Below are 16,461 nucleotides of genomic sequence, written 5' to 3' on the forward strand. Positions count from 1 at the left end.
GCGACGCGGCGCTCTATGGCCGAATCTGCAGGAGCCCTGCAGCAGAGCTTCAACAGAATCCAGCCAAACCCGTCTCGGCAGCCAGCGCCAGGGGCAGATTCGGGTGCTGGAGGCCCTTCAGAGGCCTCGAAATGAACAAGTCTGGGGACATCTCCGGCACAACCGGGCACTTATCCACAGAACGGGCGCGCGGCGCCGGTTTATCCCCGTTGGCGGTACGGTGGCAAGAGGGGTCGGCGCACAGGCTTGTGCGGCGCCCAAGTTCCTTTTCCGGCAAAGGAATTTAGAGTTATCCACAGAACGGGCCGGGCCTTACTACTACCACTATCCCCTTATAAAAAATATAAAGAAGAAGACAGGACAACAGGAAGACCAGGGGAGGGACAATGGGGGCTGGGCGTGCTCTGCGCTCCGGGAAAAATCCCGTTCCGGCCGGGCTTCGGGTGCGTGCAGAGGCCTGCAGGAAGGCCTCTATAGGGCCCGGAAAGGCGTTTGGCGGGGTAGGGGTATGGGGGGGTGGCACCCCCATCCCTGAATCGCTCAGCGGGCCTGGTGCGGATGCAGCAGGCGGTCCAAGGCTTCCATCGACAGCGGCCGGCTGAACAGATAGCCCTGGTAGTAGCGGCAGCCGGCCTGCGCCAGGCGTTCGCGCTGGTCGGCGGTTTCCACACCTTCTGCGATCACCTGCAGGCCCAGGCTGCGCGAAAGGGCGATGATCGTGTCCACGATGGCGGCGTCGTTCGGATCGGTCAGCAGGTCGGCCACGAAGCTCTGGTCGATCTTGAGCTGGTCCAGCGGCATGCGCTTGAGATAGCTCAGCGAGGAGTAGCCGGTGCCGAAGTCGTCCAGCGAGAAGCGCACGCCATAGGCGCGCAGCGCCGTCATGGTGGCGATGGTGGTTTCCATGTCTTCCACCAGCAGGGTTTCGGTCAGCTCCAGCTTCAGCTGGGCCGACGGCGCCCCGGTGATGGCCAGCACGCGCGCCACGTCATCGACGAAGCTCGCATGCCGGAACTGGCGCGAGCTGACGTTCACCGCCATGGTCAGGTGCGCCAGGTCGGGCTCGTCGCGCCAGCTGGCCAGCAGCTTGCACGCCGTGTGCAGCACCCAGCGGCCCAGCGGCAGGATCAGCCCGGTCTCTTCGGCCAGCGGGATGAATTCGCCCGGCGACACCATGCCGCGCTGGGGTTGCGACCAGCGCAGCAGCGCCTCCAGGCCCACGATGTGGCCGTGGTGGTCCACCTGGGGCTGGTAATGCAGCGTGAATTCGTCCTGCGAGAGGGCCGCGCGCAGGTCGGCCTCCAGCAGGGCGCGGGCGCTGACCACGGCCTGCATGCCGGGATCGAAGAAGCGCAGCGTGTTGCGCCCGGCCGTCTTGGCCTGGTACATGGCCAGATCCGCCTGCTTGAGCAGCTCGCCCACGCTGGTGGGCGCGTCGTCGAAGGGCGCGATGCCGATGCTGGGCGTGCTGCGGTACTGGTAGCCGGCGAGCGCATAGGGCGCGGAGAGCACGGTCAGCACCTTCTCGCCCACGCTGCGGGCATGGCGGGCGAGCGCCTCGGTCTCGTTGCTCAGCTCCTCGATCATCACCACGAACTCGTCGCCGCCCAGGCGCGCCACCGTGTCCACGCTGCGCACGCAGGTGTTCAGGCGCTTGGCCACCTGCTGCAGCAGCAGATCGCCCTTGTCGTGGCCCAGCGTGTCGTTGAGCGTCTTGAAGTTGTCCAGGTCGATGAAGAGCAGCGCGCCGCCCTGGCGCTGGCGCTGGGCCTTGGTCAGCGCCTGGCCGATGCGGTCCATCAGCAGCATGCGGTTGGGCAGGCCGGTGAGCGGGTCGTAGAAGGCCAGGCGCTGGATCTCGCGCTCGGTCGCCTTGCGCTGGCGGATGTCGGTGTTCAGCGCCAGCACCGATTCGGGCGTGCCGTCGTCGGCGCGCACCAGCGTCCAGCGGCCTTCCACCTCCAGCGGCGTGCCCTGGCGGTCGTATTGCAGGATCTCGCCGGTCCATTCGCCGTGGTCCAGCGTGGCCTGGGTGGCGTAGTGGAAGGCCTCCGGGTCGCGGTAGAGCAGCTCGGCGATGCTGCGGCCCATGGCTTCCTGGCGCGTCCAGCCGTACATGTGCTCGGCGCCCTGGTTCCAGAAGGTGATGCGGTGGTTCAGGTCGCGCACGATGATCGCGTCGCGCGCCTTGTCCAGCAGCGAGGCCTGCTGGCGGATGCGGCTGTCGGCGATCTGGCGCTGCATCTCGGCCGACGCGCGCGCCGCGAAGATCTGCATCGTGTGCAGCATGAAGTCGGGCCGCGTGAGCGGCTCGCGGAAGGCCACGAAGATCAGGCCCACCGGCCGGCCTTCGCTGTCGGACAGCTGGTGGCCGACATAGCCTTCCATGCCCAGCTCGGCGCACTGCGTGCAATAGGCAAAGCGCTGCGAAACCTGCTCGGGCACCAGCACATGGCGCTGCGTCAGCAGCTGCTCGCTGGGCATGTTCGCCAGGTCGTATTCGAGCGGGGGCCGTAGGGCGCCGTCCAGCATCCAGGCCATGGTGCTCGCGCGCGGCGTCTCGCCCGCCGGGACCGGCAGCAGGCGTGCCACGCCGGCCAGCGGCGCGCCCAGCACGTCCGACATGTTGACCACCAGCTGCTGGAAGAATTCGGCGCCGATGCCGGCCGACACCGCCGACGCCACCTTGAGCACCATGGCCTGCAGGTGCTGCTGCTCGGTGCGCGCGCGCAGGCTCTTGATGCCGAAGGCCACGTCGTTGGCCAGCGATTCGAGCAGATGGGCTTCTTCCGGGCTCAGGTGTACCAGCTCGGAGGCGTAGAGGTAGAGCAGCCCGAAGGTGCGCTGGGTGTCGCACAGGGGCAGGCAGATCGCGGCGCGCAGGCCGTGCGCTTGCATGCGGTCGAGCACATGCGCGAAGCCCGTCGCCTTGCGCACGTCGTGCACGATCGCGGTCCTGCCGCTGCGCACGCACTGGCCCGCCGGGCCCTGGCCGCCGGGGTGGTCGGCCGACCAGCTCAGGTGCAGCGTTTCGAGGAAATGCTCGCCGTGCCCGGCATGCGCCACGATGTCGATGGATTTGCCCGGATCGTCGCGCGCCATGCCGACCCAGCCCAGCCGGTAGCCGCCGATGTCCACCGCCACGCGGCAGACGGCGTGCAGCAGCTCGGCTTCGGAAGTGGCGCGCACCAGGATCTCGTTGCATTCGCCCAGCAGCCGCTGGGCCCGGCCCACGCGGGCCAGCTCGCGCTCGGTGCGCACGCGTTCGGTGACGTCGTTGCCCAGCACCTGGCATGCCGCCACGCCGTTGAAGCGCGTGCTGCCGGAATACATCTCCATGTCGATGACCGTGCCGTCGCGGCGCACGTGGCGCTGGCGCAGGGGCTCGGGCCGGCCGTCGTGCGTCATGTCGCGCAGGACGGCGGCGAGCCGGTCGCGCTCCTCGGGCAGGAACAGGTCCGGCATCGCCATGCGCATCAGCTCGGCTTCGGAATAGCCGTGCAGCTGCACCATGGCCCGGTTCACGGCCAGGATGCGCAGGCTGTCGCATTCATAGACCCACATCGGCTGCGGGTGGTCGGCGAAGAGCGACCGGTACTGCGCCTCTGACGCGCGCAGGCGCGCCTCGATGTCGCGCAGCTGCAGCGTCGCTCCCAGCGAATCGGCCAGCGTCTGCAGGTGCACCGCCTGGCGCGGGGTGAAGGCGCCGCCCACGCTCTGCAGCACGCGCAGCCGGCCGGTGAGTGTGCGGCCCGCGTTCAGCGGCACCGCCAGGAAATGCATGCCGTCTTCCGCGTCGTTCTTGGCCGGGGTGGCCTGGCCGACCAGCGGGCCCAGGCCGGACTGGCTGGCCTGCGCCCGTGCCCGCACGCGCATCTGGCCGTCCTCGGCCAGCTCTAGCACGGCGGCATCGGCCTGGGTCAGCACCAGGGCGGCGTCCACCGCCAGCTGCAGCATCTGGGCCTCCGGCAGATTCGCCGAAGTCAGGCGCTGCTGTTCGCGCACCATTTCGGCCTGGGCGCGCGCGTCCTGCTCGGCCTGCAGTGCGGCTTCCTTCTGCGCGCTGACGTCGGCCATGCCGCCCACCATGCGCACGGCGCGTCCCTTGGCGTCGCGGATGATGAAGCCCCGATCGCTCACCCAGGCATAGCTGCCGTCGAAGCGGCGGAAGCGGTATTCGGCGCTCCACGAATCGCCCTGGCCTTCCAGCACGGTGCGGATGCTGCCCATCACCCAGGGGCAGTCGTCGGGGTGCAGGCGCTGCGTCCACGATGTGCTGTCGGGCGGCAGCAGGTGGCGCGGCACACCGAACAGCTTTTCCATGCCCTCGTTCCACCAGACCGCGTCGCTCTGCATGTCCCAGTCCCAGACGGCGTCGGTGGTGGCATGGGCCACCAGCCTGAAGCGCTCGTCGCTGGCGGCGCGCGCGGCCTGCGCCGCATGGCTGTCGCTCACGTCGAGGAAGGTGCCATGCACGCGCACGATGCGGCCCTCGCCGTCGCGCACGGCGTGGGCCACCATCCGCAAGCGATAGCGCCGGCTGTCGGGCATGCAGACCGGAACCTGCATGTCCATGGGCGTGCCTTCGCTGGCGCAGCGCTCGAAAGCGGCTTCGACCTGTTCGCGGATGCCGGGCGGATAGAGATTGAAACTGTCTTCCACGGGCAGCGTCTGCTGCTCGAGCTCGAAGGTGGACGCCAGTTCCGGCGACCAGGTGAGCACGCGGCTGGGCAGTTCCACCTGCCAGCTGCCTGCGCGCGCCAGCAGGCTCAGGTCGCGCAGCACGCTGCCCTGCATCTGCAGCTGCGCTGCCAGCCCGTCGCGCTCCAGCGCCAGCCGGGCGGCCGCATTGCGGGCGCGGCGCAGCTCCAGCTGCGCCGTCACCTGCCGGGCGACGATCTGCAGCGCCTCTTGCTGCGGCGGCTGAAGATCCCGCACCAGGGTGTCCATGGCGGTGACGGCGCCCAGCACCGTCACGCCGTCGGCCGCGAACAGCGGAACGCAGGCCACGGCACGCACCCGGTAGGGCGCCTGCACCAGGGCGTGCGTGCGCAGGAGCGCATGCACGCTGGCGTCCGGCACCACCACGATGGATTCCTGGGCGGAAGCGCCGGCCTCGTGCGCCAGCGCGAAGAAAGGCGAGGCGCCGTCGAGCGCGCGGCGCGGCAGGCCGCAGGCGGCCTTGCACCATTCGCGCGGGGCACCGGCGGTGCCGTCCGTGTCCAGGAAGCCGATGGCGGCCATCGGCATGCCGCACAGCCGCGCCGCCAGCCGGGCCAGCTGGTCGAAAAGCGCCTCTTCAGCGGCGTCGGGAAGCCCGTGGTCCAGCGGCAGCTCGGGCCGCGCATCGTGCGCGGTGGCGGGCGGCGCGCTCACGCTCAGCGCCTCGGCACACTGGCATCCACCAGCAGGAAAGAACGTCCCACATCACCGCACCCGCCCGGGAGCTGCCCGCTCCGGCCGTGCTCCGAGGCCCTGCCCGCGCGGCCGGCAACCTGTGCAAAGAAAGAGATGAACATGGGAGGGATTGTTAAGAAAGGTTTTCTTCTGGACCGTTTCTCATGCTACACCGGCCGCCCGCATTCATGTTGTTAGCTATCGGTTCAATAGCATGCTTTGTTTGTAGGACAAGGGCTAGCGCGGGATGGCGTCCTACGCTTTGGGCCGTTCACGGCGTGTGCGCACGGCGGCGGCGAGCTGCTGCAGCACCGGCACGGTCTGCTCCAGGCTGATGCAGGCGTCGGTCACCGACACGCCGTGCGCCAGCGGCTGGCCGGGCACGATGTCCTGGCGGCCTTCCTGCAGGTGGCTTTCGATCATCAGGCCGGTGATGCGCGCATCGCCGGCGGCGATCTGCTCGGCCACGTTGGCGGCCACCTCGATCTGGCGGCGGTGCTGCTTGCTGCTGTTGGCGTGCGACACGTCGATCATCACCTGCTCGCGCAGGCCGGCCGAGCGCAGCAGGTCGCAGGCGGCCTGCACGTCGCCCGCGCCGTAGTTGGGGTATTTGCCGCCGCGCAGGATCACGTGGCAGTCGTTGTTGCCACGCGTCTCGAAGATCGCGGCCTGGCCCATCTTGGTCATGCCCATGAAGGCGTGGGGCGCCTGCGCGGCGAGGATGGCGTCGCTCGCCACCTTCACGCCGCCGTCGGTGCCGTTCTTGAAGCCCACCGGGCACGACAGGCCGCTGGCCAGCTGGCGGTGGCTCTGGCTCTCGGTGGTGCGCGCGCCGATGGCGCCCCAGCTCACCAGGTCGCTGATGAACTGCGGCGAGAGCAGGTCGAGGAATTCGGTGCCCACCGGCAGGCCCAGCGACAGCACGTCCAGCAGCAGGGCGCGGGCCATCTCCAGCCCTTCGTTGATGGCGAAGCTGCCGTCCATGCGCGGGTCGTTGATGTAGCCCTTCCAGCCCACGGTGGTGCGGGGCTTCTCGAAATAGACGCGCATCACGACCAGCAGCTCGCTCTGGAGCGCATCGGCCTGCACCTTGAGCTCGCGCGCATATTCCATGGCCTGTGCATGGTCGTGGATGGAGCAGGGGCCGACCACCACCACCAGGCGGTCGTCGTCGCCGTGCAGCACGCGGGAGATGGCGGCGCGGCTGGATTCGACCAGCGCCTGCGCGGCATCGGGCGCAGGCAGCCATTCCTGCAGCAGCGCGGGCGTGAGCAGCGGGCGCACCGCGCCGATGCGCGTGTCGTCGATGCGGGTGGTGTCGTGGGTGGAAAGGGGCTTGGCGGGGCGGTGGGCGTGGGTCGTCATAACCCGCGATTGTCGCGCGCCCCGCTTGGCGGGGGCCTGCCGGGCGTCAAGGCCGGCGGAACGCCGTGGGCTGGCGGGCCCAGTAGCCGGAGGTCAGCCGGTCCAGCCGCACCGTGCCGCCGGTGGAGGGCGCATGCACGAAGCGGCCCTCGCCCACATAGATGCCGGCATGCGTGGGCCGGCCGTAGCCGAACACCACCAGGTCGCCGGTGCGCAGCTCGTCGCTATCCACAGGCTCGCCGAATTCGCTGAGCTGCGCCACCGTGCGCGGCGGCGCCACACCGGCGCGGCTCATGTAGACGTAGCCGATCAGGCCGCTGCAGTCGAAGCCGCCGTCGGGCGTGTTGCCGCCGTAGCGGTAGGGCGTGCCCACCAGGCCCAGGGCGTGGATGGCGATGTCGCTGGACTGCTCGGGCGTGAGGCGCGAATAGACGATGCGGCGCGGAGCACGCCGGGGCGGCGCGGAGCTGCAGCCGGCCAGCAGCAGAGGAATGGGCGCTGCCGCCAGCAGGGCGGAACGCAGGAGGACCACACGGCGGGAGGCGGCGTCATGCATGGTCCGTGAGGGTAACGGATGCAGGCGTCGGTCCGCTCTTCGCGGGGGGCTGCCGCACGGAGTGCAGGGTCATCGCCGGATGGGCGGAGTCTGCGCTCCGGCCGCGCCCGCGGCTCGTGGCCGCGGGGCATGCAGGCAGGTGCCGGGGTGGTGCGTGGGGACGTGGATCAGGCAGTGGCCGCTGCCGCTGCAGCCTTGTTGCGGGCGATGAGACGGTTGGCCGCGCTCACCACCGCCTGCACCGAGGCCGTGACGATGTTGTGGTGCAGACCCACGCCGAAAGTCGCGCCGGGCTGGCCGTCGAGGCCGGCTTCCACCAAGGCCAGCGCCTGTGCGTCGGCACCCGCGCCGGTGGCGCGCTCTTCGTAGCCATGCACGCGCAGCGGCAGGCCGAGTGCATCGACGGCTGCATCGATGGGGCCGTTGCCCTGGCCCTGCAGGGTCTGGCGCGTGCCGTCGATGGTCACGTCGATCTCGATGCTCTGGCCGTCTTCGGTGAGACGGTGCGCGTGGTAGTGCACGGCGCCGTCAACGTCCTGGGGCGTGCGCAGGTAGGTGGCCTGGAAGAGTTCCCAGAGCGCCGCGCCGGTCATCTCGCCGTCGCTCGTGTCGGTGTGGCGCTGCACCACGGCGCTGAATTCCACCTGCATGCGGCGCGGCATCACCACGCCGCGCTCGCGCTCCATCAGGAAGGCGATGCCGCCCTTGCCCGACTGGCTGTTCACGCGGATCACGCTGTCGTAGGTGCGGCCCAGGTCGGCGGGGTCGATGGGCAGGTAGGGGATCTCCCAGAGCCCGTCCGCCTCGTGCGCGGCGAAGCCCTTCTTGATCGCGTCCTGGTGCGAGCCCGAGAACGAGGTGAACACCAGATCGCCCACATACGGGTGGCGCGGGTGGATCGGCAGCCCGGTGCATTCCTCGGCCACGCGGGCGATGGCGTTGATGTCGGAGAAATCCAGGCCCGGGTGGACGCCCTGGGTGTAGAGGTTGAGCGCCACCGTCACCACGTCGAGGTTGCCGCAGCGCTCGCCGTTGCCGAAGAGGCAGCCTTCCACGCGCTGCGCGCCGGCCATCATCGCCAGCTCGGCCGCCGCCACGCCCGTGCCGCGGTCGTTGTGCGGGTGCACGGAGAGCACGACGTGCTCGCGCGGGCTCAGGTGCCGGTGCATCCACTCGATCTGGTCGGCGAACACGTTGGGCGTGGCGTTCTCCACCGTGGTGGGCAGGTTGATGATGATCTCGCGCCCCGGGCCCGTGCCCCAGGCGGCGATCGCCGTCTGGCAGGCCTTGAGCGAGACGTCGAGCTCGGTCGCGCTGAAGCATTCGGGCGAGTACTGCAGCGTCCAGCGCGTTTCGGGGCGCGCGTCGGTCAGGCGCTTCAGGTGCGAGACGTGCTCGGTGATGAAGGCCATCACCTGGGTCACGTTCATGCCGAACACCACGCGGCGCCAGACCGGGGCGGTGGCGTTGTAGAGGTGGACGATGGCGCGCGGCGCGCCCTTGACGGCTTCGACCGTGCGCTCGATCAGGTCGCTGCGCGACTGCGTCATGACCATGATGGTCACGTCGTCGGGGATCAGGTCCTCATCGATCAGGCGGCGCACGAAGTCGAAGTCGGTCTGCGAGGCGGCGGGAAAGCCCACCTCGATCTCCTTGAAGCCGATGCGCACCAGCTCCAGGAAGAGCTTCATCTTGCGCTCGCCGTTCATGGGCTCGAAGAGCGCCTGGTTGCCGTCGCGCAGGTCTGTGGATAACCAGATCGGGGCGCGCGTGAGGGTCTTGGACGGCCAGGTGCGGTCGTTCAAGGCGATGGGGGCGAATGCCTGGTACTTGGTGGAGGGCTGGGCGATCATGATGGGCTCCGCGAATCGTTGAGGCCGGCGGCGACTTGTGGCTGCGCCGGCGGGTTCCGAAAAATCACTGGGGACTGAAACGATGCGACGACTCCCTGCAGCCCTCCACAGGTGTGGAGGCTGGTTCGCGGGCCGGGGTCAGGGGAGAAGTCGGTGTTGCGCTGGAATCAGGCAACGAAAGAGGCGAACGCAGGCAGACCCCGGCCGAGCACTAGGCTTAGCGATAGGGTGGACAGGACCTGGCGGCGTTGCATGGGAAAGATCGTAGCACAGGGCTGCGCAAAGCGCAGTGGGGTTGGACGGGGGGCTCAGGCCGCGGCGCCGTGCGCCGAGAACGACTGGCCCATGCGCCGGTAGAGCGGGAACCACGCGAACAGGTAGAGCACGACCAGCAGCGCGGCCGCTGCCAGCACCAGGCTTTCGGGCGTGTGGAAGACGAAGCGCCAGGCCCAGTACAGCTCGGCGAAACCCATCAGGACCAGCGTGCCGAGGCCGGCCAGGGGCCCCGCCTCGTTCCAGGCGGTCAGCGCCACGCTGACGTGGCAGGCCAGCGCGACCACGCTCAGCACGAAATGCACCATCAGCGCCAGGTCGGGCGGCTGGTGCTGCGGCTTGCGGGATTGCGATGTCTGCGGCCGTGGCGCCGCTGGGCTGCGCGGTGCGTTTTGCTCGGGCGGCTTTCTGGCGCTGGTGGCGGTGGCCGTGCTGCTTGCGCCCGCTGCATTCACGGTGGGCGTCAGCGGCGGCAGCACGACGTGGAAGACCGGCACGCGCGGCGCCGCCGTTTCTTCCCGTGGCAGTGACAGTGGCGGTGGCAGGGGTTGCGGCGCGGGCCGCGCGGCCTGGGGCGCTGCCTCCGCTTCGCGGGCCGTGGCCGGCACCGGCCGCAACGTCGCCGCGCGCGCGGCCTGGGCCGCACGCAGCGCGTTCCGGTCGGGTGCGGCCATCAGCCAGAGTTCCCACCAGGCCTCGCCTTCTTCCGTGGGGCTGGCCTCGCTGCGGCGGGCATGGAGGCTCAGCCACAGCGCGGTGGCGCCTTCGGGCCGCTCGGCGTCATCGCCCGGCAGGGCCTGCGATGGCGGCACGGCCCAGGCGAGCAGGTCTTCGCCCGCGCCGCAGTCCGCAGGCGCGGCGTGGTCGGGGTGCTGGTCCGGCGTGCCGTGGCGTTGGCCCAGGCGCTGCGCCAGCACGCGCCGGCCTTCGCGCAGCAGGCGTTCGCGTTCGGGCACGAGGAAGGCGTAGGCGGCCTGATGGGCTTCGCTCAGCGTGGCGCGCAGCACGCAGCGGCTCACGGTGGTGGCCTGGCGGTCGGCCTCTTCGGTGGCCGAGGCGGGGGGCTGGCCGGCGGCCAGCGCATGCAGGCGCTGCTCCGCCGTGGCGGCCAGCGTGTGGGCCAGCACGCCGATCTGGTCGGCGCTGGCCAGCGATTGCAGATGGTCCACCAGCGGGGCATGGAAGAAGGGGCGCGGCGGCCAGCAGGCCTCGCGCGGCGCGCTGTGCCAGAGCGGCCGGCCGTCGGCATCGAGCAGCGCGGCCTGCTGGCCGTCGTAGTGCGCGCGCCAGACGGAGGTGCCCTCGCCGTCGATCCAGGCCAGCTGGCCATCGGTGGTGTGGAACGGCACCAGGGCCGTGCCCGGCTGCAGCGGCGCGAGCCAGCCGTCGGCGCCGGTCAGCGGCTCCAGCACGTCGCCGGGCGCGGGCACGAATCTGCCGTCGGCATGCAGCAGGCCCCAGGCGCCGCGTGCCGGGCCGGGTGCGACCAGGCCCATGCCGCGTTCGCTGGCTTCCACCTGCAGCGCCGCCGATGCGCGCCGCACCACGGCCATGCAGCCGGCGCGGCGGAAGTCGGTGCCGTAGCTCCAGGGCGGGCTCAGTGCGGCAATGGCGGCCGATGCGTCGGCCGTGGCCGGGCCGGGAGCGGCGAGGTAGCGGACGCTGCCGTCCTCTTCGCTGTGGTCGGCCACGCGGCCGCAGGCCATCTGTGGGGAAAGGTAGGCCCCGCCGCGCAGCGCGACGCGGCCTTGCGTGTCGAGGTAGCCGTGGCCGTCCTGCCATTCGTCGGCTTCGGCGAAGAAGGCCAGGCCGTCGTCGTTGAAGGCGTCGATGCGCGGATAGCGCGGTGGCAGCACCCAGGCGCCTTCGGCGTCCAGCAGGCCGTAGGTATGGCCGTCGATCGAGGCCACGGCCACCGGCTGCTCCGCGAAATCCCGCGCCCGCTGCAGCTGCGGCGCGATCGCCCAGTGCCCGGTGCGATCGACATAGCCGAAGGCGCCGTGGCTGCGCGCGCGCGCCAGCCCGCAGGCGGCGAAGGCGCCCAGGTCTTCGAAGGCGCCATCGGATGCGAAGTCGCCGCCATGGCGCAGGATGCGCCAGGTGTCCGGCGCGGTCTGCACGGCGGCCACGCCGCCGCGCATGGGCCGGGCGGCGGAGAAGAAGGGGGCGATGGTCACGCGGCCGGACAGATCCAGAAAGCCCCAGCGGCCCTGGTCGCAAAAGCGCGCCACGCCGTCGGCCGAGAAGCTGCGGGCATCGTCCAGCGTGGCGGGAACCCGCCAGGCGCCCTGGCCGTCGAGATATCCCCAGCGCCCGTCACCGGCCTGGGCGGCACCGACCCAGCCGCCCGCGCCGTCGGGCACGAAGCCCAGCACCTGGCGCAGGCCGCCCGCCGGCTCGATGGCGCGCCCGTCTTCCTGCACGATCAGCAGGGCATGCGCCTGGTCGTCGGCTTGCAGCGGAACGCGCGCCAGCCTGGGCGGTGCATGCGATGGATCGGTCATGAAGCGTGGGTCCTCCGCAGCGAATCCTAGTCACCGCGGTCGGCGCGGCAGTAACCAATTGCACGGCAGGGCCGGGGTGTGGCATGTACGGCACGCTTCGGCCGGGCGGGGCTGGGCGATGCGGACTCGATACAGTCTTTGCAGCAGGCACACACCTGCTCGCGGCTTCCTCCGCGATCTGCCTGGGGGCCGGTGCACAGCGGGCTCTCGCACCCTCGCGGCGCGCTTGGAGCGTGCGCCCTTTGCTATCGATAGCGTAGCAAGCGGTTTTTCAGGCCGCGATGGCGGGCCGCGCTGCGGCCGCGGCCCAGCCGGCCAGCAGGGCGGGCACCTTGGGGCGCGCGCAGCGCTGCAGCGTGCTGAGCAGCGCGTGGTCCGGGTTATCCACATGCCAGCGCTGGCGCAGGTCGTGCTGCATGCGGGCCAGCAGCGCGGCGGCCATTTCCGCATCGGCCAGCGCCCGGTGGGCGCGGCCGGCGCGCGGCAGGCCCAGGTGGTCCACGATGAGGCCCAGCTTGTGGCTGGGTGCCTCGGGGTAGAGCCGGCGCGAGAGCAGCACCGTGCAGGCGAAGGGCTGCTGCGCGGCCACGCCCGCCTGGGCCAGCTCGGCGCCCCAGAACTTGCTGTCGAACGCGGCGTTGTGCGCCACCATGGGTGCCGACCCCACGAAGCGGGCGGCCTCGCGCATCACCTCCGCGGCGGGCGGCGCCTCGGCCACCATGGCGTTGGTGATGCCGGTCAGCTGGGTGATGAAGGGCGGGATCCAGGCACCCGTGTTCATCAGGCTCTGGAAGCGGTCCACCACCCGGCCGCCCTGCAGCAGCACGATGGCGACCTCGGTGGCGCGTGCGCCCTGGGCGGGCGTCATGCCGGTGGTTTCGAAGTCGATGACGGCGATGGCGGTGCTGGAAGACATGGGCTCCATTGTCCCCGCCCTGGCCTGCCCCGCCGGTGCGGGCGTCACGCCCTGCAATCCAGCGCAATCTTGGCTGCTTGGCGCTTGCTACTTTCGCGCCGCTCTGGCGGGCTGCGCCATCTGTCCATTGGCTCCTGGTGGCGGATGGGTGGGTGACTGTCCGCCGGGGCTTTCACCCCCGCTTGTTGCTGCCCCCCGATCAGTCCCCCTCAGAGAGGATTTCCCATGACGCATCCCCGCCACCTTGCCCTGCGCAAGCTCATCGCCTGCCTCGTCGCCGGCTCCACCGGCTTCGCCGCCCTGGCTCCAGGCCTGGCCTGGTCGGCCAACAACCGCCTGAGCAACGTCGTCAAGACGACCACCGGCAGCGGCGAGGTGCAGGAGTCGCTGGACCTGACCCTGAACACCGACTGGGACTACGACGCTGGCGTGACGCAGATCGGCACCGGCGCCAACGGCGTGGCGGCGCGCACGCTGGACCGCGCCTATGTCGAGGCGCTGGTGCGCCAGACCGCGCGCACGCTGTTCGTGATGACCAACGGCCGCCACCGCATCGGCAAGGTCTATGTGTTCAAGAACGGCAAGTTCGGCAGCGATGTGGATATCCGCCTGCTCAACACCCCGGGCCGCGCGAACGCTTCGGTCGCCGGCTGGCGCGCCGAAGGCGGGCTGACCACCAACAACTACATCACCAACAAGGACGACAAGACGGGCGCTCTCTCCGCGGAATCGCCCGAGGAAACCGGCGAAGTCGTGGCGCACGAGCTGGGCCACTACGTCTATGGCCTGCTGGACGAATACGTCGAACGCGGCAAGGCCTGCGAAGAGCCGTCCAAGCAGCTGGGCAGCCCTTGCCAGGACGATTCCCCCAAGCCCACGGTGATGAACGACCAGCGCCTGTCGTACCGCCTCTCGCTGCCCTCCGACTACGCGGGCCAGCCGGCCTACCGCACCGCGCAGGCGCGCGGCTACGGCGGCGCCGACGGCAGCCGCAGCAGCGCCTGGGAAATGCTGGTGGGCGACCCGGCCAAGGACTCCGCCAACGCCCGTGCCGAGCACAACGGCCGCCGCATCCTGTTCGATGCCTTCAAGGGCCAGGCCGTGCCCACGCTGCAGCAGCTCAAGCAGTTCGCCACGGCCGAAGAGAACGCGTCCGGCCGCTTCGACGGCCAGCGCGGGACGCTGGCGGCGGATTCCGTCTTCGCGGGCTACGACAGCCAGCTGCAGCTGGTGTTCGAGGGCGCCAGCCAGGCCGCCGCGCAGCCGCGCAACGTCATCGTGGTGGACCGCACCGTGCCGCAGTCCGTGTTCGACCAGATCATCCAGGCCGCCAAGGGCCTGGTGGACCGCGCGCCGGCCTCGTCGCGCTTCGCGCTGGTGGCCAGCCCCGCCACGGGCACGCCGAAGTTCTTCGACATGGACGGCACCGGCAAGGGCCAGCTCAAGAGCGCGCTGGACCAGCTGGCCCGCACCGACGGCAGCCTCGACGCCCAGGCCGCCTACGCCGCCGGCAAGGATCTGGTGACGGCCGCGCGCGCCAGCGCCGGTGCCGAGAACGCCGGCAACACCGACTCCTTCAGCCTCTACACCGTCAACACCGCCACCGTGCCCGCCGATCTGGGCAACACGGCGCGCGGCGACAAGATCGCCTTCAACGTGGTCGGATTCCGCGACCCGGCCGGCGCCACCGCCGCCGCCGCGCAAGCCACCGCCGCCAAGGCCGTGCCCAAGGCATCGCTGGCCCAGCTCGCCAAGGATTCGGGCGGCTCCAATGCCGTCGTCAAGTCGGCCAACGAAGCCATCAAGCAGGCCGACAAGGCGCTCAAGGAAGCCGTGGGCGAGAGCGAGGCGCTGATCGCCTCCGACCTCAGCGACGATGCGCTGCCCGCCGGCACCAGCCACGACGTGCGCTTCAAGGTCGGCCCGCAGGCGCTGGACGGCACGGTGGAAGTGCGCTGGTACTTCGAGAAGGCCGACCAGGCGCGCCTGCGCTTCAGCTGCGCGCCGGCCGCTGGCGGCACGCCCGTCGCCGTCACCGTGCAGGTGCCGGCGGGCTCCGACGAAGGCATCGCCACCTGCTCCATCAGCGGCGCACGCACGCTGGGCGACTGGATCGCGCGCACCGAAGTGGCGGCCGGCTCCGGCAAGGCCGCGGGCGTGGAAACCGAGATCGTCTCGATGCCGGCCGGTGGCACGGCGGTGGAAGCCACGGCCACGGTCGATGGCGGCACGCTGGCCGACAACCGCCGTCCGCTGCTGCTGGTGAAGTTCGCGGGCGCCTTCCCGATCGTGCAGGCCAACGTGTCCGTGGCCATCTACAACGCCATCACGGGCGTGGCGGTCAAGCAGGTCAACCTCACCGCGGCCAATGACGCCGGCACGGGCGGCGATGCGCGCGCGGCCGACGGCATCTACACCCTGGACCTGACCGGCCAGCTGCCGGCCGGCAGCTACGAAGCGCTGGTGACGGCCGTGACCACCGCCGACTCGCTGTTCAACCCCGTGCAGCGCTTCGCCGTCGGCCCCGCGCCCGATGCCAAGGCCGTGGGTGGCGAGATCGCCCGCCAGGCCCAGGTCGAATTCGCGCTGGAAGCCGGCGCCACCGGCGTGGGCAGCACCGGCGGCGGCACCTCGCCCTCCAACCCGCCCGCAGGCAGCGGCGGCACGGGCTCCGGCAGCAGCAGCGGCGGCAGCGCCGGCTGCACCGTGGGCGGCGGCAGCGACACCGGCCTGCTGGTACTGTTGGGCATGGCGGCCGCCGCGCTGGGGCTGCGCCGCCGCCGCGCTGCCCGTCAGGAGTGATGTGAAGAAGCCAAGCCCGTTGCCGCCGGTCCGGATCGCGCCGCTCGCCCACCGCGTGCGGGCGTGGGGCGCGGCCCTGGGCCTGCTGGCCGGGCTGCCGGCGGCCGGGGCCGAGCCGCCGGCGCCGCCTTTGCAGTCCGCTCAGTGGACCCGGCTCGACTACGTGGTGGCGCCGGGCGAGACCGACCGCGTCTTCGTGCTGGCCTCCCCGGGCCCCGAGGGCTGGATCGTCGGTGCGCGGCGCATGCGTGAAGCCAAAGCCACGGCCGAAGGTGGCGGCGCTGCCGCCGTGGCGCCGCCGCGCTCGGAACAGGCTGTGTATAACCCGCAGCTCTTTCCGGCGCGCGACCCGCTGGGCCAGGCCGCGCCGCGCCTGCAGCGGCTGGCCGCGGAGGCCGACGGCTTCACCCTGGTGGTGGACTATGTCTTTCCCGATGGGCTGGAGCGCTTCCATCTCCGCTTCGGCGCGGGGCGGTGCCAGGCCCAGGCCCGTGCGCAGGCGGCTGCCGAGGCGCCGCAGCAGCCCTGCGTCTGGCCGCTGCAGGGCTACCGGCGCGAGCGCATCGACGCCAGCGGCCGGGTGGCCAGCGGCATCGTGGCCGACTACGTGCAGCGCAGCGCGCGCTGGCTGGAAGGCGGCGGGGCCGCAGGCCGCGCGCCCATGCCCCCCGTGGGGTTGCGCGCAGGCGATGCGCCGGATCTCGCGAGCCTGGGCTCCATCTTCGATTTCTCGCCCGCGCTCGATGTGCCGGTGCGGCACTGACGGACGGACGGGCTGAGGCCATGGCCCCGGTT

8 protein-coding genes are annotated in these 16,461 nt (G+C 71.1%); 2 read left to right on the forward strand and 6 right to left on the reverse strand.

The window, feature by feature from the left end:
* Positions 1-540 precede the first annotated feature (540 nt).
* From BM070_RS03040 to BM070_RS03065, 6 genes are all read right to left on the reverse strand, one after another.
* Positions 541-5,376: an EAL domain-containing protein gene (locus tag BM070_RS03040; protein ID WP_245785091.1), complete on the reverse strand. Its 4,836-nt coding sequence runs from the start codon at positions 5,374-5,376 to the stop codon at positions 541-543.
* Positions 5,377-5,652: 276 nt separating this feature from the next.
* The gene (locus BM070_RS03045) at positions 5,653-6,762 is read right to left on the reverse strand and encodes a 3-deoxy-7-phosphoheptulonate synthase (RefSeq protein ID WP_092937476.1); all 1,110 of its coding nucleotides are present in this window, start codon (positions 6,760-6,762) and stop codon (positions 5,653-5,655) included.
* 46 nt (positions 6,763-6,808) lie between these two features.
* Positions 6,809-7,318, reverse strand: a complete 510-nt coding sequence (locus BM070_RS03050; RefSeq protein ID WP_092937478.1) for a C40 family peptidase — start codon at positions 7,316-7,318, stop codon at positions 6,809-6,811.
* Positions 7,319-7,485: 167 nt separating this feature from the next.
* Positions 7,486-9,171 carry a 2-isopropylmalate synthase gene (gene leuA / locus BM070_RS03055; protein ID WP_092937480.1) on the reverse strand — a complete coding sequence of 562 codons (1,686 nt, stop codon included), beginning with the start codon at positions 9,169-9,171 and terminating at the stop codon, positions 7,486-7,488.
* A 308-nt stretch (positions 9,172-9,479) separates the two neighbouring features.
* Positions 9,480-11,948, reverse strand: coding sequence for a WG repeat-containing protein (locus BM070_RS03060; RefSeq protein ID WP_092937482.1), 2,469 nt, complete (start codon positions 11,946-11,948; stop codon positions 9,480-9,482).
* A gap of 271 nt (positions 11,949-12,219) precedes the next feature.
* Positions 12,220-12,864 (reverse strand): 3'-5' exonuclease, encoded by a 645-nt coding sequence (locus BM070_RS03065; protein ID WP_092937484.1) that lies wholly within the window; start codon positions 12,862-12,864, stop codon positions 12,220-12,222.
* Between the two features lie 225 nt (positions 12,865-13,089).
* Between BM070_RS03065 and BM070_RS03070 the strand changes: the two genes are divergently transcribed.
* Together BM070_RS03070 and BM070_RS03075 are read left to right on the forward strand one after the other, a co-directional pair.
* Positions 13,090-15,666, forward strand: a complete 2,577-nt coding sequence (locus BM070_RS03070) for a choice-of-anchor X domain-containing protein (RefSeq protein WP_092937486.1) — start codon at positions 13,090-13,092, stop codon at positions 15,664-15,666.
* Position 15,667: 1 nt separating this feature from the next.
* Positions 15,668-16,429: a hypothetical protein gene (locus BM070_RS03075; RefSeq protein WP_139222760.1), complete on the forward strand. Its 762-nt coding sequence runs from the start codon at positions 15,668-15,670 to the stop codon at positions 16,427-16,429.
* The last annotated feature ends 32 nt before the right edge of the window (positions 16,430-16,461 follow it).

Source organism: Paracidovorax wautersii (genome assembly GCF_900113035.1).
GTDB classification, from domain to species: Bacteria; Pseudomonadota; Gammaproteobacteria; order Burkholderiales; family Burkholderiaceae_C; genus Paracidovorax; species Paracidovorax wautersii.